Source organism: Mycobacterium sp. UM_CSW, assembly GCF_000455205.1.
Lineage (GTDB): Bacteria > Actinomycetota > Actinomycetes > Mycobacteriales > Mycobacteriaceae > Mycobacterium.
The window spans coordinates 22,562-44,188 of the sequence record NZ_AUWQ01000091.1; the positions used below are offsets into that span (position 1 = coordinate 22,562).

At 68.0% G+C, this 21,627-nt stretch carries 23 protein-coding genes, 1 tRNA gene and 2 pseudogenes; 19 read left to right on the plus strand and 7 right to left on the minus strand.

The window, feature by feature from the left end:
* Positions 1-41 precede the first annotated feature (41 nt).
* Together N415_RS25240 and N415_RS25245 are read left to right on the plus strand one after the other, a co-directional pair.
* Positions 42-1,550 (plus strand): trypsin-like peptidase domain-containing protein, encoded by a 1,509-nt coding sequence (locus N415_RS25240; RefSeq protein ID WP_068187650.1) that lies wholly within the window; start codon positions 42-44, stop codon positions 1,548-1,550.
* Positions 1,550-2,110: a molybdenum cofactor biosynthesis protein B gene (locus tag N415_RS25245; protein WP_068104220.1), complete on the plus strand. Its 561-nt coding sequence runs from the start codon at positions 1,550-1,552 to the stop codon at positions 2,108-2,110. Before N415_RS25240 ends, N415_RS25245 begins: the two co-directional genes overlap by 1 nt.
* Before the next feature lie 7 nt (positions 2,111-2,117).
* Here N415_RS25245 and mscL read toward each other — a convergent pair whose 3' ends face one another.
* The 4 genes from mscL to N415_RS25265 all read right to left on the minus strand — a co-directional run bounded on the left by mscL (position 2,118) and on the right by N415_RS25265 (position 4,379).
* Positions 2,118-2,585, minus strand: coding sequence for a large-conductance mechanosensitive channel protein MscL (mscL, locus tag N415_RS25250; protein ID WP_068187652.1), 468 nt, complete (start codon positions 2,583-2,585; stop codon positions 2,118-2,120).
* Between the two features lie 65 nt (positions 2,586-2,650).
* Entirely contained in the window at positions 2,651-3,319 is a 669-nt protein-coding gene (locus tag N415_RS25255; RefSeq protein ID WP_068187654.1) for an SAF domain-containing protein, read from the minus strand.
* Between the two features lie 65 nt (positions 3,320-3,384).
* Positions 3,385-3,711: an FmdB family zinc ribbon protein gene (locus N415_RS25260; RefSeq protein ID WP_068187656.1), complete on the minus strand. Its 327-nt coding sequence runs from the start codon at positions 3,709-3,711 to the stop codon at positions 3,385-3,387.
* A gap of 74 nt (positions 3,712-3,785) precedes the next feature.
* Positions 3,786-4,379 carry a 5-formyltetrahydrofolate cyclo-ligase gene (locus N415_RS25265; protein WP_068187658.1) on the minus strand — a complete coding sequence of 198 codons (594 nt, stop codon included), beginning with the start codon at positions 4,377-4,379 and terminating at the stop codon, positions 3,786-3,788.
* A 77-nt stretch (positions 4,380-4,456) separates the two neighbouring features.
* Between N415_RS25265 and N415_RS25270 the strand changes: the two genes are divergently transcribed.
* From N415_RS25270 to N415_RS25305, 8 genes are all read left to right on the plus strand, one after another.
* Positions 4,457-5,368: a UTP--glucose-1-phosphate uridylyltransferase gene (locus N415_RS25270; protein ID WP_068187660.1), complete on the plus strand. Its 912-nt coding sequence runs from the start codon at positions 4,457-4,459 to the stop codon at positions 5,366-5,368.
* Positions 5,369-5,416: 48 nt separating this feature from the next.
* The gene (gene glp, locus N415_RS25275) at positions 5,417-6,697 is read left to right on the plus strand and encodes a gephyrin-like molybdotransferase Glp (protein ID WP_068187663.1); all 1,281 of its coding nucleotides are present in this window, start codon (positions 5,417-5,419) and stop codon (positions 6,695-6,697) included.
* A 21-nt stretch (positions 6,698-6,718) separates the two neighbouring features.
* A complete protein-coding gene (locus N415_RS25280; RefSeq protein ID WP_068137800.1) occupies positions 6,719-7,372 on the plus strand; it encodes a GNAT family protein in 654 nt (217 codons plus the stop codon).
* A 143-nt stretch (positions 7,373-7,515) separates the two neighbouring features.
* Positions 7,516-8,529: a gephyrin-like molybdotransferase receptor GlpR gene (gene glpR, locus N415_RS25285; RefSeq protein WP_068187665.1), complete on the plus strand. Its 1,014-nt coding sequence runs from the start codon at positions 7,516-7,518 to the stop codon at positions 8,527-8,529.
* A 50-nt stretch (positions 8,530-8,579) separates the two neighbouring features.
* Positions 8,580-8,655: transfer RNA gene (locus N415_RS25290), tRNA-Ala, on the plus strand.
* Positions 8,656-8,739: 84 nt separating this feature from the next.
* Positions 8,740-8,958, plus strand: a complete 219-nt coding sequence (locus tag N415_RS25295; protein WP_142282057.1) for a hypothetical protein — start codon at positions 8,740-8,742, stop codon at positions 8,956-8,958.
* Between the two features lie 182 nt (positions 8,959-9,140).
* Positions 9,141-11,069: an alpha/beta hydrolase gene (locus N415_RS25300; protein ID WP_068187667.1), complete on the plus strand. Its 1,929-nt coding sequence runs from the start codon at positions 9,141-9,143 to the stop codon at positions 11,067-11,069.
* Positions 11,050-11,625, plus strand: coding sequence for a hypothetical protein (locus N415_RS25305; RefSeq protein WP_068187669.1), 576 nt, complete (start codon positions 11,050-11,052; stop codon positions 11,623-11,625). The genes N415_RS25300 and N415_RS25305 overlap by 20 nt, the downstream gene beginning before the upstream one ends.
* A 23-nt stretch (positions 11,626-11,648) precedes the next feature.
* On the opposite strand, the gene N415_RS31015 is transcribed toward N415_RS25305, so the two are convergent.
* Entirely contained in the window at positions 11,649-11,882 is a 234-nt protein-coding gene (locus tag N415_RS31015; protein ID WP_081665503.1) for a hypothetical protein, read from the minus strand.
* Between the two features lie 142 nt (positions 11,883-12,024).
* On the opposite strand from N415_RS31015, the gene N415_RS25315 reads away from it, so the two are divergent.
* From N415_RS25315 to N415_RS25325, 4 genes and pseudogenes are all read left to right on the plus strand, one after another.
* Positions 12,025-13,146: a M20/M25/M40 family metallo-hydrolase gene (locus N415_RS25315; protein WP_068187674.1), complete on the plus strand. Its 1,122-nt coding sequence runs from the start codon at positions 12,025-12,027 to the stop codon at positions 13,144-13,146.
* 165 nt (positions 13,147-13,311) lie between these two features.
* A complete protein-coding gene (locus tag N415_RS25320; RefSeq protein ID WP_081665500.1) occupies positions 13,312-14,142 on the plus strand; it encodes a glycosyltransferase family 2 protein in 831 nt (276 codons plus the stop codon).
* Positions 14,139-15,278: an aminoglycoside phosphotransferase family protein gene (locus tag N415_RS31020; RefSeq protein ID WP_081665501.1), complete on the plus strand. Its 1,140-nt coding sequence runs from the start codon at positions 14,139-14,141 to the stop codon at positions 15,276-15,278. Before N415_RS25320 ends, N415_RS31020 begins: the two co-directional genes overlap by 4 nt.
* 95 nt (positions 15,279-15,373) lie before the next feature.
* Positions 15,374-16,363, plus strand: a pseudogene (locus N415_RS25325) (alpha/beta hydrolase); the annotation flags it as partial.
* Here N415_RS25325 and N415_RS25330 read toward each other — a convergent pair.
* Both N415_RS25330 and N415_RS25335 read right to left on the minus strand, forming a co-directional pair.
* Entirely contained in the window at positions 16,360-17,070 is a 711-nt protein-coding gene (locus tag N415_RS25330; RefSeq protein WP_068187676.1) for a TetR/AcrR family transcriptional regulator, read from the minus strand. The pseudogene N415_RS25325 and the gene N415_RS25330 overlap by 4 nt on opposite strands.
* Positions 17,071-17,461: 391 nt before the next feature.
* Positions 17,462-18,358, minus strand: coding sequence for a TetR/AcrR family transcriptional regulator (locus tag N415_RS25335; protein ID WP_239645697.1), 897 nt, complete (start codon positions 18,356-18,358; stop codon positions 17,462-17,464).
* Between the two features lie 283 nt (positions 18,359-18,641).
* Between N415_RS25335 and N415_RS25340 the strand changes: the two genes are divergently transcribed.
* From N415_RS25340 to N415_RS31025, 5 genes and pseudogenes are all read left to right on the plus strand, one after another.
* Entirely contained in the window at positions 18,642-19,004 is a 363-nt protein-coding gene (locus tag N415_RS25340; protein ID WP_068187679.1) for a PAS domain-containing protein, read from the plus strand.
* 367 nt (positions 19,005-19,371) lie between these two features.
* Positions 19,372-19,671: a PE family protein gene (locus N415_RS25345; RefSeq protein WP_068137678.1), complete on the plus strand. Its 300-nt coding sequence runs from the start codon at positions 19,372-19,374 to the stop codon at positions 19,669-19,671.
* Positions 19,672-19,690: 19 nt separating this feature from the next.
* The gene (locus tag N415_RS25350; protein ID WP_068187681.1) at positions 19,691-21,106 is read left to right on the plus strand and encodes a PPE family protein; all 1,416 of its coding nucleotides are present in this window, start codon (positions 19,691-19,693) and stop codon (positions 21,104-21,106) included.
* A gap of 95 nt (positions 21,107-21,201) precedes the next feature.
* Entirely contained in the window at positions 21,202-21,498 is a 297-nt protein-coding gene (locus tag N415_RS25355) for a WXG100 family type VII secretion target (protein WP_068187683.1), read from the plus strand.
* Positions 21,499-21,546: 48 nt separating this feature from the next.
* Positions 21,547-21,627 (plus strand): annotated as a pseudogene (locus N415_RS31025) (type VII secretion protein EsxI); the annotation flags it as partial.

Below are 21,627 nucleotides of genomic sequence, written 5' to 3' on the forward strand. Positions count from 1 at the left end.
ACGCCGATAACGCCGAGATAGAGGAAGAGCGACGTAGCGACATGACGAATGACCCGAGGTATTCGCCACCGCCGCAGCAGCCGGGATACCGTACGGGGCCTAATCAGCCTGTGCCCCCCGCGTATGCCCAGGGGCAGCAGCCGTACAACCAGCAGTTCGACTGGCGCTATCAGCCGTCCCAGCCTGCCCAGCCGTCGCAGCCGTCCGCGCAGTACCGCCGGCCCTACGAGCCGTTCGCCGGCACCGGGCCGGGCCGGGTCCCCGGCGGCACCGGGCCGGTTCCGCTCACCGGGGGCACCGGGCCGGGCCCGATCCCCGGGGGCACCGGGGCGGGGTCCATTCCGCCGGGCACCGGCACCGGGCCGATTCACATGCTGCCGCCGATGCCCCCGGGGCCCCCGCCGGTTCCCCAGAAGCGTTCCCGCGCAGGGCTATTGACCGCGGGCGCGCTGGCGATCGCGGTGGTGTCGGCCGGTATCGGTGGTGCCGCGGCCACGGCCGTCGAGCTGAGCACGCACTCCGCGGGCAATAACGGAGGCAGGATATTCGCGGGCGCTCCCAGTGTCCCGGCCGCGAACATGCCGCCGGGGAGCGTCGAACAGGTCGCCGCCAAGGTGGTGCCCAGCGTCGTGATGCTGGAGACCGACATGGGTCGCCAGTCCGAGGAGGGCTCCGGCGTCGTGCTGTCGGCCGACGGGCTGATCCTGACCAACAACCACGTGGTCGCGGCCGCGGTCAAGCCGGGCGGTCCCGGTGGGCCGCCGGGTGCGCCGCCGGGCGCTCCGCCACCGAAGACGACCGTGACCTTCTCCGACGGCCGCACCGCGCCGTTCTCGGTGGTCGGTGCCGACCCCACCAGCGACATCGCCGTGATCCGGGTGCAGGGCGTCTCGAACCTCACACCGATCACGATGGGTTCCTCGTCGGACCTGCGGGTGGGCCAGCCGGTCGTGGCGATCGGTTCGCCGCTGGGGCTGTCGGGCACCGTGACCACAGGGATCATCAGCGCGATGAACCGGCCGGTGTCCACGACGGGCGAGTCGGGCAACCAGAACACCGTGCTCGACGCGATTCAGACCGACGCCGCGATCAACCCGGGTAACTCGGGGGGCGCGCTGGTCAACATGCAGGGTCAGCTGGTCGGCGTCAACTCGGCCATCGCCACCCTGGGCGCCGATTCGCCGGATTCCCAGAGCGGCTCGATCGGCCTCGGCTTCGCGATCCCGGTCGACCAGGCCAAGCGCATCGCCGACGAGTTGATCGCGACCGGCAAGGCGACGCACGCGTCGCTGGGTGTGCAGGTGACCAGCGACAAGGGCACCCCGGGCGCCAAGGTCGTCGACGTTATCGCGAACGGCGCGGCCGCGACCGCCGGAGTGCCCAAGGGCGTGGTGGTCACCAAGGTCGACGACCGCCCGATCAACAGCGCCGACGCGTTGGTCGCCGCCGTGCGCTCAAAAGCGCCGGGCGACAAGGTATCGCTGACGTTTCAGGATCCCGGCGGCGGCAGTCGCACCGTGCAGGTCACCCTCGGCAAGGCGGATCAGTAATGAGAGTCGATGAGCCCTCGGCGGCCGGCCTGTCGGAGCTCGGATATACCGTTGCACCCATGGAAGCGGGTGCGGAGTTGGTAGTGGGCCGGGCGCTGGTCGTCGTCGTCGACGATCGCACCGCCCACGGGGACGAGGAGGACCACAGCGGGCCGCTCGTCACCGAGCTGCTGACCGAGGCGGGGTTCGTCGTCGACGGCGTCGTGGCGGTCGCGGCCGACGAGGTCGAGATCCGCAACGCCCTGAACACCGCGGTGATCGGCGGCGTGGACCTGGTGGTCTCTGTCGGCGGGACTGGCGTCACCCCGCGGGATGTCACGCCCGAGGCCACCCGCGAGATCCTCGACCGGGAAATCCTGGGCATCGCCGAGGCCATCCGCGCCTCCGGGCTGTCCGCGGGCATCACCGACGCCGGGTTGTCCCGGGGTCTGGCCGGAGTGTCGGGGAGCACACTTGTGGTCAACCTCGCGGGTTCCCGCTACGCGGTGCGTGACGGGATGGCGACGCTGAATCCGCTTGCCGCCCAGATCATCGGCCAGCTGTCCAGCCTGGAGATCTAGGCGCGGGTCAGCGCGATTCGGCCTCCGCACGCGGTCCGTATTCGGGCGGCGGTGTCGTGGCCACAGAGCCCCCGTGCCTACCGGACGACGAGTCCCCGTTGGTGGTTTGCGCCAGCAGGTCGCGGATCTCGGTGAGCAGGATGACCTGCGCGTCGTCCGCCTGTTCGACCTCGCCGCGCTTGAGCAGCGTGTTGTAGGGGAGCACGACGAAGAAGTACACGACGGCCGCGATCAGGACGAAGTTGATCGCGGCGGACAGCAGGATGTTCAGGTCGATCGTCTGGCCGCCGCCGATGCCGATCTTCAGGGCGCCGACGTTGGACTGCTGATTGACCCCGACCCGATTGATCAGCGGCGTGATGATGCTCTCCGTGAACTTGGTGACCAATCCAGTGAAGGCAGTACCGATGACGACCGCGACGGCCAGGTCGACGATATTGCCCCGCGAGAGAAACTCCTTGAACCCCTTGAGCATGAGGACGCCCTTTCTGGTCTGGACCGAGTTTGCTATCGGTCACGTGCCCAACAGCGGCCAGATACTCAATGCAGGGTGAGCGTCACCGTCTGACCCAGCGTCGAGCCTGCCACCGTGTTCGCCACGCGAGCCGGCAGCGCAACCAACACTACGCGGTCGGCGTCGGCGGCCTGGCCCTTCTGCTTGGCCGACACGACGACGACGACGGCGTCGGTGGCCACCACCCTGCTGGCCGGCGGAGCGCCCGCGGGCGGGTCGGTGGCCGGGGCGGCCAGCACGTCCACGACGTCGCCGACGCGGACCAGGTCGAGCAGGGCGCCGTCCGCCAGATGCAGCGGCACGATGCGGGCGCCGGGCCCGGCCGTCAACTCCGCCAGCCGGCTGCCGAGCAGCCGGACATCGGTGAGCACCTCGCCGCGCCGGGTGGGGCTGGCCAGCGTCGAACCGACGACCGCGGCGAGGTCCGCCTTCGATCCGTCGGGAACCGTTGTGGCCGAACGCTTTTCGATCAAGACGTCATCGGTGGTCAATGCGGCGCCCGGCGCCAGGTCGCGCGCCGCCACCACCACCTCGGCGTAATCGCCGTCGGGATTGGACCGCAGGGTCGCGACGCCGGCCAGCACGACGAGCCCGCCGGCGGCCACCCGCCGGGCCAGCACGGTGCGCGTCCAGTCGGGGCGTAACGACGCCGACAGGCGCCTGAAAACGTTGGGGTTCAACGAGGATTCGCCCACGCCGCAACGGTAGGCGCGGCCGAGCGCCGACCGTTCCGGTCGGTGGTGGCGCTGTGGATAACCGGTTAGCTCGAGGCGCCCGCGGTGGCCGGGGCGGCGCTGCTGGACGACTTGTCGCTCGACGTGCTCTTGTCGGACCCGTTCTTCTCGCTCGAGCCCGAACTCGACGCCGCCTCGCCGGAGCCGTTGGACGAGCTCGTCGACTTCTTGCGCTCCTCGCGGCTGTCGGTGCGGTAAAACCCGCTGCCCTTGAACACCACGCCGACGGAGTTGAACAACTTGCGCAGCCGGCCCTGGCACTTCTCGCACGTGGTCAGCGCGTCGTCGGTGAAGGCCTGCACGACGTCGAAGCGGTCGTCGCACTGGGTGCACGCGTAGCTGTATGTCGGCACGAAAACCTCCGAATGATTACGGGTTGAATTAGCACTCTACCGTCTCAAGTGCTAGAACCGCCACGTGATCGCGATCATTCCCCCTCGGGAAGCGCGATCAGGCCCCGCTCCGGTGTCAGCGCGTGGGTCATCGGCACGTCGTGCGGTTCGGCGGGCAGCTCGTCGACGAATTCGGCGTCGCGCACCACCGCGATCAGCCGCGCCTGCGGGTTTCGCAGGCCCAGCGAGCGATCGTAAAAGCCGCGGCCCCGGCCCAGCCGCACGCCGCGACGGTCGACCGCCAGCGCCGGGACGATCACCAGGGCCGCCTCGGCCAGGGCCGACTCCGCCAGCAGCGGCCCGGCCGGCTCGAGCAGCCCCCACGGTCCGGGGACCAGCGCGCCCGGCCGGTATTCACCCCACCGCAGCGGCAACGGTGCCTTGCCCGAGCCGGTGCGCGCGACCGGCAACAGCACCCGCGCCGACCGGCGCAGCAACGCCTCGAGCAGCTCGGTCGACCCCGGCTCGGTGCCCACCGGCACGTACGCGCAGACCGTGGTCCCGCCCTCGACCACCGGCTCCAGGTGCTCGCGCAGCGCGCGCGCCTCGGCGGCGCGAACGTCGTCGGCAACGCAACGCCGGGCCGCCAGCAGGCGTTCGCGCAACGCGGCCTTGGTCGCGGTTGGCATGCCCTCAACCATGACAGGCCGGGGTTTCGCGCCGCCACATCGCGGTGGCGTGCCTCCTGGGGGTTATGGTTTGAACAATGTCACGCCCGGATGTTCCGATCCCCTTCACGGCGATCGTCCCTGCGGCCGGCCTGGGTACGCGATTTTTGCCTGCGACGAAGACGGTGCCCAAGGAGCTGCTGCCCGTCGTCGACACTCCCGGCATCGAGCTGGTCGCCGAGGAGGCGGCCGCGGCCGGGGCGGAACGCCTGGTGATCATCACCTCCGAGGGCAAGGACGGCGTCGTCGCGCACTTCGTCGAGGACCTGGTGCTGGAGGGGACCCTCGAGGCGCGCGGCAAGAAGGCCATGCTCGACAAGGTGCGCCGGGCGCCGCAGCTGATCAAGGTGGAGTCCGTGGTGCAGGCCGAGCCGCTCGGGCTGGGGCACGCCATCAGCTGCGTGGAGCCAAGGCTGGCGGCGGACGAGGACGCCGTCATGGTGCTGCTGCCCGACGACCTGGTGCTGCCGACCGGCGTCCTGGAGACGATGGCGAAGGTGCGCGCCGACCACGGCGGCACGGTGCTGTGCGCGATCGAAGTGACACCGGACGAGATCAGCTCCTACGGCGTTTTCGACGTCGAACCCGTTGCGGGCGGCGACAATCCGGACGTGCTGCGGGTCAAGGGCATGGTCGAAAAGCCCAAGGCCTCCGACGCGCCGTCGATGTACGCGGCAGCGGGCCGGTACGTGCTCGACCGCGCCGTTTTCGACGCGCTGCACCGCATCGACCGCGGCGCGGGAAACGAAGTACAGCTCACCGACGCGATCGCGCTGCTGATCAAGGAGGGCCACCCGGTGCATGTCGTCGTGCATCGCGGATCCCGACACGACTTGGGAAATCCCGGCGGCTACCTGAAGGCTGCGGTTGACTTTGCATTGGATCGTGACGACTATGGCCCGGATTTGCGGCGATGGTTGGTGGCGCGGTTAGGCCTGACCGAGCAGTAGCCGGGCGCCATCAAGGTCGCCGCCCGCCAAGGTCAGAGAGGCGCGCTCGTGCGTTCTGTTGAGGAGCAGCAGGCCCGGATAACGGCCGCCGCGGTGGCCCCGCGGCCGATCCGGGTCGCCATTGCCGAGGCCCAGGGTTTGATGTGCGCCGAGGAAGTGGTGACCGAGCGGCCCATGCCCGGGTTCGATCAGGCCGCCATCGACGGTTACGCGGTGCGCAGCGTCGACGTGCTGGGGGTCGGTGAGGTGGGCGCCGAAAGCCTCGGCGGGCCCTCGGACGACGAGGACCTGCGCGACGGGCTGGTGTTGCCGGTGATGGGGACGATCGAGGCCGGCTCGCGCACGCCCAGCCGGCTGCAGCCGCGGCAGGCGGTCCGGGTGCAGACCGGGGCCCCGCTGCCCACCCTGGCCGACGCCGTCCTGCCGGTGCGATGGACCGACGGCGGGATGTCGCGCGTGCGGATCCTGCGCGGGGCCCCGTCGGGCGCCTACGTGCGCCGCGCCGGCGACGACGTCCAGCCCGGCGACGTCGCCGTGCGCTCCGGCACCATCGTCGGCGCCGCGCAGGTCGGTCTGCTGGCGGCGGTGGGACGGGAACGGGTGCTGGTGCATCCGCGTCCGCGCCTGTCGGTCATCGCGGTGGGTGGCGAGCTGGTCGACATCTCGCGCACCCCGGGCAACGGGCAGGTCTACGACGTCAACTCATATTCGTTGGCGGCGGCGGGCCGCGACGCCGGCGCCGAGGTCAACCGCGTCGGCATCGTCAGCAACGACCCGAAAGAGCTGCGCGAGGTAGTCGAAGGCCAGCTCAACCGCTCCGAGGTAGTGGTGATCGCCGGCGCGGTCGGGGGCGCGGCCAACGAGTCGGTGCGGTCGGTGCTGTCTGAGCTCGGCGAGATGGAAGTGGTCCGGGTGGCCATGCACCCGGGGTCCGTGCAGGGTTTCGGGCAGCTGGGCCGCGAGGGTGTTCCGACATTCCTGCTGCCGGCCAACCCGGTCAGCGCGCTGGTGGTCTTCGAAGTGATGGTCCGGCCGCTGATCCGGCTGTCGCTGGGCAAGCGCCAGCCGATGCGCCGCATCGTGCAGGCCCGTGCGCTCTCGCCGATCACGTCGGTCGCCGGGCGCAAGGGGTACCTCCGCGGGCAGTTGATGCGCGATCAGGACAGCGGTGAGTATTTGGTACAGGCACTGGGCGGGGCCCCGGGGTCGTCGTCGCACCTGTTGGCCACCCTCGCCGAGGCGAACTGTTTGGTCGTGGTTCCCAGCGGCGCCGAGCAGATCCGCACCGGCGAGATCGTCGACGTCGCGTTCCTGGCCCAGCGCGGCTAGGCGAAGCTACTGCACATGCTCGTGAACCTGTTGCGCGCGAATCCCCGGCATCCGGGTTGGCCCTCGGATGTGGGTCCGCTGCGGGTCCCGGGTGGTGTCGTCCGGTTGCGGGCGGTGCGCATGCGCGACGGCGCGCAGTGGAGCCGGATCAGGTTGGCCGACCGCGCGCATCTGGAGCCGTGGGAGCCCAGCACGGATGGCGATTGGACGATCCGGCACACGGTCGCGGCGTGGCCGGCGTTGTGTTCCGGCCTGCGCGCGGAGGCCCGCAAGGGCCGCATGCTGCCCTACGTGATCGAGCTCGACGGGCGTTTCTGCGGGCAGCTGACCATCGGCAACGTGACCCACGGGGCGTTGCGCTCGGCGTGGATCGGCTACTGGGTGCCCAGGTCGGCGACCGGCGGCGGGGTGGCGACGGCGGCGTTGGCGCTGGGTCTGGATCACTGCTTCGGCCCCGTCATGCTGCATCGCGTGGAGGCGACCGTGCGTCCGGAGAACGCCGCGAGCCGGGCCGTGCTGGCAAAGGTGGGGTTCCGCGAGGAGGGGCTGCTGCGCCGCTACCTCGAGGTGGACCGGGCCTGGCGCGACCACCTGCTGATGGCGATCACTGTCGAAGAGGTGCAGGGCTCGGTCGCGGCGACCCTGGTCCGCTCCGGTCACGCGAGTTGGGCGTGAACTGTGGCTATCGCGACACGAGTGACATGTGGTGCTTGTGAGAGGCAAATTACAGGTGTGTAATTGTGCTGGTCACCTCGGCCCAGCCGCATCGGCCACAGACGAGCCTCGCGGGGGTCGGGTCCAGTAAGGAGCAAGTCATCATGCCAAGCATCCCGCAGTCGCTGTTGTGGATCTCGCTCGTGGTGCTCTGGCTGTTCGTCCTTGTTCCGATGCTGATCAGCAAACGCGACGCCGTGCGTCGCACCAGCGACGTCGCGCTGGCCACCCGGGTGCTCAACGGCGCCGGCTCCCGGCTGGTCAGGCGCAGTGGGCCCGCCGCGGGCCATCGCAGCGACCCCGACTGGAAGCCGGAAGAGGACGCCGTCGACGACGAGCTCGCCGAGCCCGAGCACGACGAGGACGACGCCGAAACCGAGGAGGTGGCGCGTCCCGTCGTCGTGCGGGCCGCGGCCACCGAAGCGGCCGAGCCCGACTACCTGGACGTCGACGTCATCGAGGATTCCGGGGCGCTGCCGGCGGGGGCCGCGGCGGACGAGGCCGCCGGGGACGTCGAGGACGCCGATGCCGACGAGACCGAGCCCGTCGCCGAGCACTCCGAGACCGAGGAGGACCTGGACGACCGGTACGAATACGTCGAGGACTCTTCGGGTTTGGAGCCCGAGGCGGACCGCGAGGAGGACGAGGATCCGCGGGCGTACGTCGCGGCGGGCGCCTCGCGGCGGCGCCGGTTCGACCCCAAAGCCGCAGCCGCGGTCAGCGCACGCAAGTACGCCTTTCGCAAGCGGGTGCTGATGGTGATGGCCCTCGTGCTGACCGGCTCGGCCACTGCCGCGTTCGAGGTGACGCCGACGGCCTGGTGGGTGTGCGGAAGCGCGACCGCGGTGACCCTGCTGTACCTCGCCTACCTGCGTCGGCAGACCCGGATCGAGGAGCGGGTGCGTCGCCGCCGGATGCAGCGGATGGCGCGGGCACGGCTTGGCGTGGAGAACACCTACGACCGCGAATACGACGTGGTGCCCTCGCGGCTGCGGCGGCCCGGCGCGGTGGTGCTCGAGATCGACGACGAGGACCCGATCTTCGAGCACTTGGACTACGCGATGCCGATGCGGACCTTCGGGTGGCCCAGGGACCTGCCGCGCGCGGTCGGCGAGTAGCGCCGGCAGTTCGGCGGTTCGCCGCGCGGCTGGTAGCCTGCTAGCGGTCAGGGGCTATGGCGCAGTTGGTAGCGCGACTCGTTCGCATCGAGTAGGTCAGGGGTTCGAATCCCCTTAGCTCCACCAGGTTTGACCACCGGTTTTGTCTTTCAATGGGCGTCACCCGGCGGGTCCGGTCCGCAGCGGGTGCGCAGGGAGGGGTTGAAGAGGATGGCTGTTGATTCGGACAGGATCCGCGAATGGCGCGAGACTGCCCAAAAGTATGCCGACATGACTGTCGCCGTCGCCCAGGCGTTGCCCGAGGAACCGACTGAACGCGATTACTCGAGGGTCGCGATGCTCGCGTCGATATCTTCGATGTATTACGCCACGGCGTTGGATGCCGATCACTTCGTTGACGCGCCGACTGACGGTGGAGCAAAAGCTTAGCTCCACCACATTTGGGCAGGTCAGCACGATTTCGGGCCGCGCTGCACAGCCCAAATTTCCGCTGCGGGCACGCTTTGGCGAGCTGTCCGACTGGAGACGCGGTAGTAGCGTTGTCACCAGCTCGGAAAGGGGATCGCGATGCGTTTCGATACAGATCCCCCGTACTCCGGACGGGCAGTGCGGTGCAGCTGCGCTACATAAGCGTGCCGGCCCTGATCGCCGAGGCCGGGGGAGATCCGTGGTTGATCAATCAGAGCCTCCAGGTCGGTCGCCCGGCGCAGATCTCCGAGTTGGCGGAGGCGTTTCACGCAGCGGGTCGGTGCACCGCTGAGTCCGACGCTTCGTTCCAGGAAGCGCGCCGTCGCTTCGATGCGGCCTGGAACCACCAGAACGGCGACCACCCGATCAACGACTCCGCCGAGGTGCAGCGGGTGACCACGGCGCTGGGCGCGCAGTCGTTGCAGCTGCCCAAGATCGGCGCCGACTTGGAAAACATCGCCGCCGCGTTGGCCGAGGCGCAGCGAACCGGCGCCGCGTTGATCTCGACGCTGGAGGGGCAGCTGCAGCAGCTCGACAACGAGATCGGCCAGGCGGTGGAGGCGGAGAAAGACATCCACCTCACCGCGGGTGAGAGAAAGCTCTTGGAGCTGCACATCGCCGACCTTGAAAACGAAGCCATCGCCGACACCAAATCCGCTCTGGCACAGATCGATTCGGTACGCGACGGCTATTCGAACTACCTGCACGCAGCGATGGGCACCCTGCGCGCCGACGGCTACCAGCCCGACGTTCTCCAGGCGGTGGACGCCAAACCCGAGATTCCGCCGCCGGGAACGAGTCCGGAGGACGTGAACAGGTGGTGGACGTCGTTGACGCCGGGGGAGCGCCAGCAGCTCATCGCCGAGCACCCGGATCAGGTCGGCAACCTCAACGGTGTCCCGGTGCTCGCGCGCAGCGACGCCAACATCGCGGTGATGACGGCCGATCTCAACCGAATTCGCGACATCGCCGGCCGCTACGGCGTCTCCCCGGCCGACGTGCTGCGCGATCCGGCGAGGTACGGCCTGTCGGCCGCCGACGTCACCCGCTACCAGAACGCCGATCAGACCCAGCAGGGGCTCGATCGCGACGCCGACCATGGCCACAACCCGGTATTCCTATTCGCTTACGACCCAATGGCTTTCGGCGGCAAGGGGCGGGCGGCGATCGCGATCGGCAACCCCGACCTGGCGAAGAACACCGCGGTGATCGTCCCGGGCACCAGCAGCAGCGTGAAGGGCGGCTGGCTGCACGACGGCCACAACGATGCGCTCAACCTGTACGGCCAGGCCAACGCCGCCGACCCGAGAAACCCCACGGCGGTGATCGCGTGGATGGGATACGACGCCCCCAACGACTTCAAGGACGTCCAGCGGATTTCCACCCCGGCGCTGGCGCGGACCGGCAGTCAGGCGCTGGCGCAAGACGTCAACGGTTTGTGGGCCACGCACCTCGGGGCCGGCCAGCATGTCACCGTGTTGGGCCACTCGTACGGCTCGACCACGGTGGCCGACGCGTTCGCGTTGGGCCACATGCACGCCAACGACGCGGTGCTCATCGGTTGCCCGGGCACCGACCTGGCACCCACCGCCGCGAGCTTCCATCTCGACGGCGGGCACGTGTACGTGGGGGACGCGTCGACGGATCCGGTCGGCATGCTCGGGGAGCTGAATGGCTTGAGCCACTACGTGAACCGGGACAACCTCGGCGGTCAGGTGCTCGGCTTGACCCCCGGCCTGGGCGCCGACCCCGCGGCCGACGGATTCGGGTCGGTGCGCTTCCGGGCCGAGGTGCCCGGCTCCGATGGCGTTGACCCGCATGACCATTCGTACTACTACCACCCCGGAAGCGAGGCGCTACACAGCATGGCCGACATCACCTCGGGCCACGGTGACGCGCTGGAATCCGACGGCCTGACGGCCCAACACCGTTACCAGCCGGGCAAGGTCACCATCCCGGGCCTGGGTCCGGTCGGGCCGGGCATAGGCGGGCTCGTCGTCGACCCCGAGTGGGACCGCGCGCCTGGATCTGTTACCGATGATCATGTCTTCGATGACCAACACCATCACTGAGCGGCAACGCATTTGGCCCCGGCAAGCACGGCTTGCCGCGTTAGTCGTCGCCGTCATGTTGCTAGGAGGGTGTTCGCTGGTGTTTCCGAAACCGCATTCCTCGGGCTCTTCCAACCCCTTTGACGATTCCGCCCACCCGCTAACGGATGATCAGACCAAGGCCCAGGTGATCGAGCCGGCCAAGGAGATCGTCGCCGCCGCGGACCTGCAGGGCGTCGACGGCGGGTTTTCGTTCGCCTCCTGCAATGACCAAGGCGATCCGCCCTATCAGGGCAGGGTGACGATCGGGTTCCTGTTGCAGGGCGACCCGGATGCCTACTTCCAGCACATCCGCGCCGCGATGGTCGCGCACGGCTGGAGCGAGGGCGCTCCGCCGGGACAGCACTACCACGGCACCACCCTGAACAAGAACGGTGTGACTGCAAACATGAGCTTGTTGCCCTCGGACCACAGCCGCGGGCAAATCATCCTCTACGGCGAGTGCCGGGACACCACCGACCACCACCACGACCCGGGTGCCGGACTCGATATCACGAGCCAGTTGACCGCCCGCTGAGCTCCGCTCCCCGGGTCATCGGGCTAGCTGGACTTCTTGCCGCCCGTGCGCCCTGCGGCCTTCTTCTGGGACTGGTTACCACCGCTGCCGCTACCGCTGCTACGGCTGCTTTGGCTGCTGCCTGAACTCTTGCCGCCCCTGCTGGAGGCGCCGGGCGAATTCGAGATCGCCGCCGCCCTGGACTTGCTCATCCCTTTTTTGCGCAGACCCTCGTACTGCTTGTCGTTCTTGACGCTCGACCCATGATCTTTCGTCACTTTGGTCTCCTTTGCACCGTGCAGCTCGCATACCCACTTTTCGACCCCTGATCCGCGCGGGGCCGCGATCGGCCACCGCGTTGCCGACGCGCGATTTGGGTACTGGTCCAGTTGTCGACCCAGCAACGAGCGAGAGGACCCGATGGCGCCCCGCGATCCCGATGCGACCGAAGCGCTGCTGAAAGAACTTCTGTGGACCTATGGGCCGTGCGGCCAGGAGGACGAGGTCCGAGCCGTCTGCGCCCGCGAGCTGGAACCCGTCGTCGACGACATGTGGACCGACGACGCCGGCAACCTGGTCGGCTACATCGCCGCGGGAGGTCCCCCCGACGACGCCGCCCACCGGTCGGCCGCAATCGCCGGGCCCAGCACCGCGACGCGCGTCATGGCGCACATGGACGAGCTGTCCATGCTGGTCAAGCGGATCGAGCCGGACGGCTCGCTGCACGTGACGCAACTGGGCACCATGTATCCCGGGAACTTCGGACTCGGCCCGGTCGCCGTCCTGGGCGAGCACGAGACGCTCACCGCGGTGCTCACGCTCGGCTCCGAACACACCACCAAGGAGAGCCCGCGGATCTGGCAGACCAAACCCGATGCGGGTGATCAGGCGCTGGACTGGGAGCACGTCTACGTCTTCACCGGCCGCACCGAAAAGGAGCTGGCCGACGCGGGCGTGCGGCCCGGCACGCGGGTGTGCGTCGAGCGGAGCAAGCGGACGCTCGTCGAGATCGCGGACTACGTCGGCTGCTACTTCCTCGACGACCGAGCCGCGGTGACCGCGCTGCTGCGCGCGGCGCAATTGCTGCGCGAGCGCGGACAACGGCCCGCCGACGACGTCTACCTGGTATTCACGACCAACGAGGAGATCGGCGGGGTGGGCGGCTCCTACGCCAGCGCCTCACTGCCGGGCACGCTCAACCTCGCCCTCGAGGTCGGACCCACCGAGCGGGAGTACGGCACCACCGTCACCGGCGGTCCGATCGTCGGCTACAGCGATGCCCTCTGCGTCTACGACAAGGACGTCGCCGACCGGCTGATGGCCATCGCCTCCGACCGGGGGCTGGAGCCGCAGGCCGCGGTGCTGGGCGCGTTCGAGTCCGACGCGTCCCATTCCAAGGCCAACGGGCTGTCGCCGCGGGCGGCCCTGCTGTGCCTGCCGACGCTGAGCACGCACGGGTATGAGGTCACGTCTCGGGGCGCCATCGACGCCATGGCCGACATCGTCGCCGACTTCGTGCTGCAGCCTGACGGCCACGCCTGACCTCCTGGGCCCTGCCCGAAAGTCAGAGACCAAAAGTTGAGTAAATCTTTTGCGGTGTAATCCAATGGTATGTAAACTCGCCAATCAAGTGCATCGCCGGTATACGCCGACGGCCCGCACCAGGGGGTGACGCGCAGCACTTCATTAGAGATTGGCGGCCCGAAGATGACCAGCGTTTCATCACTAGACTCAGTCCAGACTTCCCTCTCTCGACGTCCTCGCTCTCGCCCGAAATCGAGCCCTTCGGCCCCGACGGTCAGCCTGGTCATTCCGGTGCGGAATGAGGCGCGCAACATCGGCTGGGTGCTCGAGCAGCTCGCTGACGAGGCCACCGAGATCATCATCGTCGACGGCGATTCGACCGACGTCACGCTCATCACCGCGCGCCGATCCCGGCCCGACATCCGCGTCGTGCCGCAGCAGGGGCCCGGCAAAGGCAGCGCGTTGCGCACGGGGTTCCTGGCCGCAACCGGTGACATCATCGTGATGATGGACGCTGACGGCAGCATGTCGCCCAGCGAGATCCCGCACTACGTGCATTTCATTGCGAACGGCTACGACTTCGTCAAGGGGTCGCGGTTCATCAGCGGCGGATCGTCGTTGGACATCACGTGGTTCCGCCGGTTCGGCAACTGGTTTTTGCTCTCCGTGTTCAACTCGCTGTACCACGGCAACTTGACCGACCTCTGCTATGGGTTCGTGGCTTTCGACCGCCGCTATCTTGATCACCTCCACCTCTCGGCGACCGGCTTCGAAATCGAGGCCGAGATGACGGTGCGGGCCATGCAGGCGGGGTTGCGAATTGCGGAGGTTCCCAGCGTGGAACTGCCGCGTCGCAGCGGAGCATCGAACCTGCATGCCATCCGCGATGGCATCCGCGTGCTGCGGACGGTGCTGCGTCACCACCGCTCGGGTGTTTCTGGGCACCTGTACCAGGCGGCACGACAGGCTGCAGGGCGACCGGCTGTCGGTATGTCAGCCGAAGTGACGGCGTGACTGGCAATGCCCGCCCGCCCGACCGGCTGATTGATGTCAACGACCTGCCGATCGGTTTCATTGACGTCGCGCTGAGCATGCCGCCGGCCGAGCTGGTCGGCGAAACGGTTGTGGTCCTGCTGCGTCCCGAGAAGGGACCCCCGACGGCGGTATTGAAGGTGGCGCGTGGCCAGCTCAGAGCCGCGAAATTGCGCATGCAGCGGCGCGTGCTCGCCGAACTCGCTGTCCACCAAGGACTTAACGACGAATGGCGCAAACTGCTACCGCGGATCCTGGCATTCGACGAGCGCGCAAATGCGGCCGTGTCCGTCGAGTCGTATCGCCGTGGAACGGACCTGGCCGAGGTTCTGGCGCGCCGCCCGAACCGTGTCGAGGAGCTGACCGCGGCGGCTCTCAGAGCCATCGCGCCCCTGCACCGCGGAACCGCGACGCCCGCCGTCGTCGACAACTTCTGCTTATTGCGGCGATGGGTCGTCGAACCCCTGGCGACCCTGACGGACGCGTGCCGGCGGCTGGATCCGCATCGGGTTCCCGACATGAACCGGCTTGGCACCGTGCTACGTCAAGCCCTTGTCGGCTGGCGCATGCCGGTGAGTTGGACCCATGGCGACTACACGCCCACCAACGTTCGGGTCGCCGGCATTCGCGGCCCGGTTACCGGCATCGTGGATTGGGGCGGGGCGCGGCCGGGCCAGCCTGCCTTCGTCGACGAGTACCTGATGATCCTGACGGCGAGTTCTCTGGTGGAGCGAACCGATCTGGGCACGGTCGTCGCTGACCGGCTGAGAGCGGGCGGTCTCTCGGTTCGCGAGCGTTCGGCGCTGCGTGCCGCGCACGACGAAGCAGAAGCGGACATCGAGCACACTGAGCCCATCGACGAGCGCATTGCCATCGTGCTGACCTGGCTGCGCCATGCTGCCGGCTCGTGGCGCAAGCGTGAAACCCCGCCAGACCACCACACCTGGTGGGCCACCGACGTGGCTCCGGTTCTCGACGCCGTCGCCGCGTGGCTCGAATTCGATGTTCCGAGCGTGGGTTCCCGCGCGGGCCGAGGCGCGGCAAGCGTCGTACCGATGACAAAGCCGACGCGCGTCGGGGACGCCCCGCAGGCCCGGAGGAACCGGACCGATGGCTGACCATGCAAAACGGAGAACGAACGCCTAGAGATCGTGCACCCACTCGCCGGGGCACCGCGATCATGTTCGACGCTCGGTGTTCAGCTGCCGCTCGGGAGGTCGTGGAGGATGAGCCGAGTGTCGCCGGCCGGCTTGTGTGGCTCTGCGCCCGGCTTACCATCCGGCCGGTTCTGACTGTTGGAAGCCACCTGGCGAACGCGCCGTGGCCGTGGGGTCTCGTCGATTTCGCCGCCCGGGCTGTGGCACCCGTGCCGGGCAGCGTTCGCCAGACGATTCGGTTGCCGCATTGCACCGCCCGATTGGTCCGCGCTGCCGGCGTGCTGCCTGCCGACGGCAGCCGGCGCGTCGTGTTGTACATGCACGGCGGCGGCTTCTTGACCTGCGGCGCCAACACGCATGACCGGCTCGTCACCGCGTTGTCGAAGTACGCCGACGCCCCGGTCCTGGTGATGAACTACCGGATGATGCCCAAGCACTCGATCGGTGAGGCGTTCGATGATTGCGACGACGGGTACCGGTGGCTGCGCACGCGAGGTTACGGCCCCGACCAGATCGTCTTGGCCGGCGACTCCGTGGGCGGCTACCTGTCACTGGCGCTGGCCGAACGGCTGCACGCCGAGGGTGAGGACGTCGCGGCCATCGTCTGCATGTCGCCTTTGCTGCGGATCGCGACGCGTGATGGACCGGTGCACCCCAACGACAGTCGCGATGCGATGTTCTCCGCCAAAGCGTTTGACGCATTCCGCCACCTGATCGCCAAAGCGGATCAGCGCCGTGTCGGGGACGGGCGCTGGAAGGAGATCTTCGAGCCGCTCGACCACATCGAGGCCGGTCTGCCCCGAACGTTGATTCATGTATCCGGCTGCGAGGTCCTGCTCGACGACGCTCGCGTGGCCGCGCAGCGGCTCGCCGAGGCCGGAGTGCCGGTGCAGCTGCGGGTGTGGCCCGGCCAGATGCATGTCTTCCAGATCGCAGCGTCGATGGTCCCGGAGGCCGATCGTTCTTTGCGCCAGATTGGGAACTACATCCGCGAGGCGACCGACACGCGGCGCCCAGAGAGGCCGCGATCGACAGTGGTGGGCTAGTCGCCGGCGTGCGCCGCGGCGGTCACGGGGACCTCAAATGAGAGCGGTTCTGCGCAAACCTTTCTCACCGCGAGTGCGTGGCGTCGCTCCATGAACTTCTTGAAGTAGTCGATTCGATCGGGGTTGGTGAAGCTGGGCAGTGCCAGTATCCACGCCTTCTTGAAGTTATCGAGGTAGTCCTCGGGTTGGTCCGGATTGCTGATTCGGCGGACACCCACCCACAGGGCAATCAACATTTTGGCGACGTCCGCGGGATCCTGCTGGTGGATGACGTCGCCTTCCCTGGCTGCTTTCTCGATGAGGGTGATGACGAAGTCTTTCCTGGACTTCCACAGTGCGCGAGGCTCTGGCGTCGTGTTTTCCAGTGCGTCGAGCAGCCGCATGCCGGCTCGGGAGAGGTCGTACTGGGTGTCCTGAACGGCACGGAGGAAGACGAATTCGATGAGGGTCTCCAGGCCCGACATGTTGCGCTCAAGCAACTCGGCGACCGCCGAACGGGTCAGCTGGGTGAGTTCGTCGATGATCGTCAGCGCCAGCGCCTGCTTCGAGGAGAAGTGAAAATACATCGCCCCTTTGGTCAGCTCGGCCTCCGCGAGGATGTCATCGAGGCTGACGAGGTTGTACGGAAGCTGGGCGAACTGGCGTGCGGCGGCGGCGATGAGGCGATCGCGGGTGTTGTCGGGTCGCCGTTCGCTGTCATCAGTCATCGCCCCGCCTGTTCTCTTTGCGCCCGCCGCGCAGCGGGGACACCTTCTCGGCCCGAGAAAATAACACCGCCGCGTCGATGCCTTCGATGATAGGCCCCGCCGACACGCAGTGTCTGCAGGCCTGCCCGGCGTGGTGACCCTCAATTCATCCCGCGGCCGCCCCTGACCTTACACCCTGCGTTTACCGCGGCTTCTCCCGAAGTTACGCCCACGACGGGCCGCGGATGGTTGCTGGGAGATCCCCAGACCCCGGACGCCAGAGACGTGAGTCGGCCCCGGTCGACACTCGGAACCCAAGTCGTCGTCCGCTGCTCGATGCGAACACGGGTGGGGTGTGGAGGAGACGCTCTGCCGACAGGTCGTCGTGAGAGCGTCTGCGGCAGAACATCTTTCACGCAAGCGCTTGGCGGCGTTCGATGAACTTGGTGAAGTAGTCGATTCGATCGGGATTGGCGAAGCTGGGCAGTGCCAGCGTCCATATTCTTTGCAGGGTGTCGAGGTAATCCGCTGGTTTGTCGAGATTGCTGGTTCGGCGGATGCCCACCCACAGTGCCACCAACATTTTGGCGATGTCTTCGGGATCGTGCTCGGCGATGACGTCGCCCTCGGCGGCTGCCTTTTGGATCAGGCTGGTGACGAACTCGATCCATGACTGCCACACCGTCGGGGGCAGGGAGGTCGGGTTGTCCAGCGTGTCGAGCAGTCGGACGCCGGCGCGCGCCACGTCGTCCTGGGTGTCTTGAGCGGCACGGGCGAAGACGAACTCGATCAGGGTTTCCAGGCCCGACATGTTGCGGTCAAGCAACTCGGCGATCGACGAACGGCTCAGCTCGGTGAGATCGTCGATGATCGTCAGCGCCAGCGCCTGCTTCGAGGGGAAGTGAAAATACATTGCCCCTTTGGTCAGTTCGGCTTCCGCCAGGATGTCGTCGAGGCTCACGACGCTGTACGGGCGGTGGGCGAACTGGCGTGAGGCGGCGGCAATGATCCGCTGACGCGTCACGTCGGCTCGCCGTTCGCCGTCCTCATTCATTGCCCCGCCTTGTCTTGTCGCGGTTGCCGCGCGAAAAACCGTCGCGGCGCGGCCAGGCAGTTCCGCGACCGAGTCAGTCCCTTCGGGGAGGGGGGCGATGGCACGCCGGGCGTGTGCACCCCCCTGGAGCGGCGTTGTGTTCGTCGAAAGTCTTCCGTTGGTCTGGCCTGGTCTGATCTGGAGCTGACGTCCTGACTTTAATTCACACTTTACTTCGCGGGAAGACTCAAAGTGTGATAATTTGGCCGCTACCATGCCAAAGAGTATGAAACTTGGCTGGTCAGGTGCATCGGCGGTATCTGTACACGATTGCGCCTCAGGCGTCGCGGTGACACGCCCGCCACAGGTCGGCTTTCTTCCGTGAGGAGGACATATGTCGGTCGTGACCAGACAACCGGATGTGGCGACGCGCCTGCCATCGAAGTCAAACGCGCCTCCGCCCACCGCGGTCTTACCCGACCCACCGCGCGACTGCCCTGGCATGGACGCCAGCGCGGCGGTCGAGCGGCGGCGTAATGGAGGTCCCGGCGATTCGCCGATGGACATCTTGAGCCGGTTGCCCGCCGTGGTGGTGTTGGAGCGGCTGCCGGTTCCTTCGCTCGCGATGGCGCGGGACGGCGTCATTTTGTTCGCCAACAGGGCGTTTGCCGAGATGGTGGGTTACGAGCTGGAAGCGTTGGCGGGCTCGGTGTTTCCCGAGATGTTCCACACCGTGCCGGCCACCTTGTGTTCGGTTGCCGGCGTCGACGCAGTCGCGAATTTGATCGTCGAGCTGCGGCATTGTGAGGGTTGGACGGTGCGGGCCAGGATGAGCCAGACGGCGATGTTGCGCCAGGCCGACCCGGTCGTGCTGGTGACGTTCGACAATATGACGGAGCGGCTGTGGATGGACGAGCGCTGAGTCGGCGCCCTGGATATCCCCGCGTGCCGATTCGTTCCCAGGCAGCTGCGCCGTCGCCCGCGGCGACCTGGGTGTTCTAGACCGGCGCTGCGTTTCCCCAAGCGCGGGTGACGCGCTTGCCGCTGCCGTGACCCGGCTTCATGCCGTGGCACCGGCCTCAGCCTCGGCTCAGTGGGCAGTCTGTGCGAAGCCTCCTCGCGGCGAGTCCGCGACCTGCAAGTACTACAAGTTGACCAATTCCCTTACTAATGCTTCGATTAGTATGTATTCTGCTGAATGAAGTGCATTGCCGGTATCCACGGTCGCACCAGGCCCCGCGTAACGGCGTCCGGCCGATGGCTCGACCTGCTTCCGCTAGGAGGAGCACATGTCGTTTGTGACCACGCTGCCGGCGATGTTGTCGTCCGCAGCCGACGAACTGCAAAACATCGGCGCCGCCGTGACCGCCGGAGACGCGGCCGCGGCTGCCCCGACCACCGGGGTGATTCCCGCAGCGGCCGACGAGGTGTCGGCGCTGACGGCGGCGCACTTCACGGCGCACGGCGTGCTGTACCAGGAGGTCAGCGCCCAGGCCGCCGCGATTCGTGAGCTGTTCGTCAGCACCTTGGCGACCAGCGCCGGTTCTTACGCGGCCACCGAGGCCGCCAACGCGGCCGCGGTCCTCTGAGCTGCGCAGCGGGGTCACCATGGATTACGGGGCGCTACCGCCGGAGATCAACTCCGGGCGGATGTATGCCGGTCCGGGCGCGGGGTCGATGCTGGCCGCCGCAGCCGCCTGGAACGGGTTGGCCGCCGATTTGCGTTCTGGGGCGGCCGGCTACGACGCCGTGATCTCGGCGCTCACCGGTGGACCGTGGCTCGGCCCGTCGGCGATGGCGATGGCGGCCGCGGCCGCACCCTACGTGGCGTGGATGGGCGCGACCGCCGCGGAGGCCGAGCTGGCGGCTACTCAGGCTCAAGCGGCGGCGGCCGCCTATGCCGCGGCCTTCGCGGCGACGGTGCCGCCGCCGGAGATCGTGGCCAACCGCGCACTCCTGATGATGCTGATCGCGACCAACTTTTTCGGACAGAACACACCGGCGATCGCGGCCACCGAGGCCCAGTACGCGGAGATGTGGGCACAGGACGCCGCGGCGATGTACGGCTATGCCGCGAGTTCGGCGGCGGCCACAGCGCCGGTGACTCCCTTCGCTCCGGCGCCGCAGACCACCAACCTGGCCGGGTTGGCGGCGCAGGGGGGCGCGAGCGCCCAGTCGGCCGGCTCGGCGATTGGCGGCGCACAGCAGACGCTGTCCCAATTGACCTCGGCGATCACCGGGGCGCTGAACAGCCTCGCGTCACCCTTGTCCTCCGCACTGGGCGGAACTTCTTCGTCGGGCGCTGCCGTGGGCCCCTTCGGGAGCATCTTGTCCGACTCCTCGCTCGGAGGCATCGCGACCGGCCTGATCACCTCGTACGGCGCGATGCCAGGGTGGATGGGCTTGTCGGTGATGTCGACGATGTTGGGCACCGTTTTCGGTCCCCTCATCGGTGGCCCGATGAACATCGGCTTCGCATCCGCAGCCGCGGCCAACACGGCCGGCGCGGCGGGTGCGGCGGCGGGAGCCCTGGGGCCGATCGGCGCAGGCTTAGGCGGTATCCCTGGCTTGGGCGGCTTCGCGGGCCTGGGTGCGGCGACCTCCGTCGGCGGATTGGCGGTGCCGCAAAGTTGGGGCCTCGCGGCAGCGGGCGCTTCGCCGGGGATGCTCGGGACGCTGCCGATGGCTTCTCCGGCGGCGCTGCCGTTGGCGGGCGACGAAGTTGCCGCCGGACTGGGTTTCCCGGTGCCGCTCGGCGGGGTCGGCGGGCTCGGCCGAGCCGCGGCCGCGGGTGCCGGAGCCGGCGCGGCCATCGCGGCGGCCAAGTACGCACCGCGCCTCAGGTTCGTGTCGCGTCCACCAGCCGCCGGATACTCGGACGACGGGGAAACCCCGGCGGCCCCACCGGCGGCGGCGAAATACCCTGTGCCCGCGTCGTTTCCGACGAATGGCCATGCGCCCCCCGGGTATCAGGCGGCGGTCATATACGTGCCGACCAACGGAAACTCGTCGGCCAACGTGTGACGGCAGCACAAATCAATTGACTCGAGGTGTCCTGGCTCGCCGCACAAGCGAACCAGCCACCGACAGAACCCATCCAAGTGAGGTAAGGAGCCAAAATGGCAACACGATTCATGACCGACCCGCATGAGATGCGGGCGATGGCGGGCCGGTTTGAGGTCCACGCGCAGACCGTTGAGGACGAGGCCCGCAAGATGTGGGCGTCGTCGCTCAACATCGCCGGTGCCGGCTGGAGTGGCCAGGCCCAGGCGACGTCCTACGACACCATGGGGCAGATGAATCAGGCCTTCCGCAACATCGTGAACATGCTGCACGGTGTGCGCGACGGGCTGATCCGCGACGCGAACAACTACGAGCAGCAAGAGCAGGCTTCCCAGCAGATCCTCGGCAGCTAGCCAGAAATACCTTCTGCCCCAAAACTTTTCAATCAAGGAGACATGAACATGACCATCAATTACCAGTTTGGCGATGTGGATGCCCATGGTGCGACGATTCGCGCCCAGGCTGCGTCGTTGGAGGCCGAG

Excerpts from the sequence above, each read along its gene's own strand:
- N415_RS25240 (WP_068187650.1), top strand. The coding sequence starts at position 42 with ATGACGAATGACCCGAGGTATTCGCCACCGCCGCAGCAGCCGGGATAC.
- N415_RS25295 (WP_142282057.1), top strand. The coding sequence starts at position 8,740 with ATGGCTGTTGATTCGGACAGGATCCGCGAATGGCGCGAGACTGCCCAA.
- N415_RS25315 (WP_068187674.1), top strand. The coding sequence starts at position 12,025 with ATGGCGCCCCGCGATCCCGATGCGACCGAAGCGCTGCTGAAAGAACTT.
- glpR (WP_068187665.1), top strand. The coding sequence starts at position 7,516 with ATGCCAAGCATCCCGCAGTCGCTGTTGTGGATCTCGCTCGTGGTGCTC.
- N415_RS25305 (WP_068187669.1), top strand. The coding sequence starts at position 11,050 with ATGACCAACACCATCACTGAGCGGCAACGCATTTGGCCCCGGCAAGCA.
- N415_RS25355 (WP_068187683.1), top strand. The coding sequence starts at position 21,202 with ATGGCAACACGATTCATGACCGACCCGCATGAGATGCGGGCGATGGCG.
- N415_RS25265 (WP_068187658.1), bottom strand. The coding sequence starts at position 4,379 with ATGCCAACCGCGACCAAGGCCGCGTTGCGCGAACGCCTGCTGGCGGCC.
- N415_RS25340 (WP_068187679.1), top strand. The coding sequence starts at position 18,642 with ATGGACATCTTGAGCCGGTTGCCCGCCGTGGTGGTGTTGGAGCGGCTG.
- N415_RS25320 (WP_081665500.1), top strand. The coding sequence starts at position 13,312 with ATGACCAGCGTTTCATCACTAGACTCAGTCCAGACTTCCCTCTCTCGA.
- N415_RS25335 (WP_239645697.1), bottom strand. The coding sequence starts at position 18,358 with ATGGTAGCGGCCAAATTATCACACTTTGAGTCTTCCCGCGAAGTAAAG.
- mscL (WP_068187652.1), bottom strand. The coding sequence starts at position 2,585 with ATGCTCAAGGGGTTCAAGGAGTTTCTCTCGCGGGGCAATATCGTCGAC.
- N415_RS25245 (WP_068104220.1), top strand. The coding sequence starts at position 1,550 with ATGAGAGTCGATGAGCCCTCGGCGGCCGGCCTGTCGGAGCTCGGATAT.
- N415_RS25270 (WP_068187660.1), top strand. The coding sequence starts at position 4,457 with ATGTCACGCCCGGATGTTCCGATCCCCTTCACGGCGATCGTCCCTGCG.
- N415_RS25330 (WP_068187676.1), bottom strand. The coding sequence starts at position 17,070 with ATGACTGATGACAGCGAACGGCGACCCGACAACACCCGCGATCGCCTC.
- N415_RS25345 (WP_068137678.1), top strand. The coding sequence starts at position 19,372 with ATGTCGTTTGTGACCACGCTGCCGGCGATGTTGTCGTCCGCAGCCGAC.
- N415_RS25350 (WP_068187681.1), top strand. The coding sequence starts at position 19,691 with ATGGATTACGGGGCGCTACCGCCGGAGATCAACTCCGGGCGGATGTAT.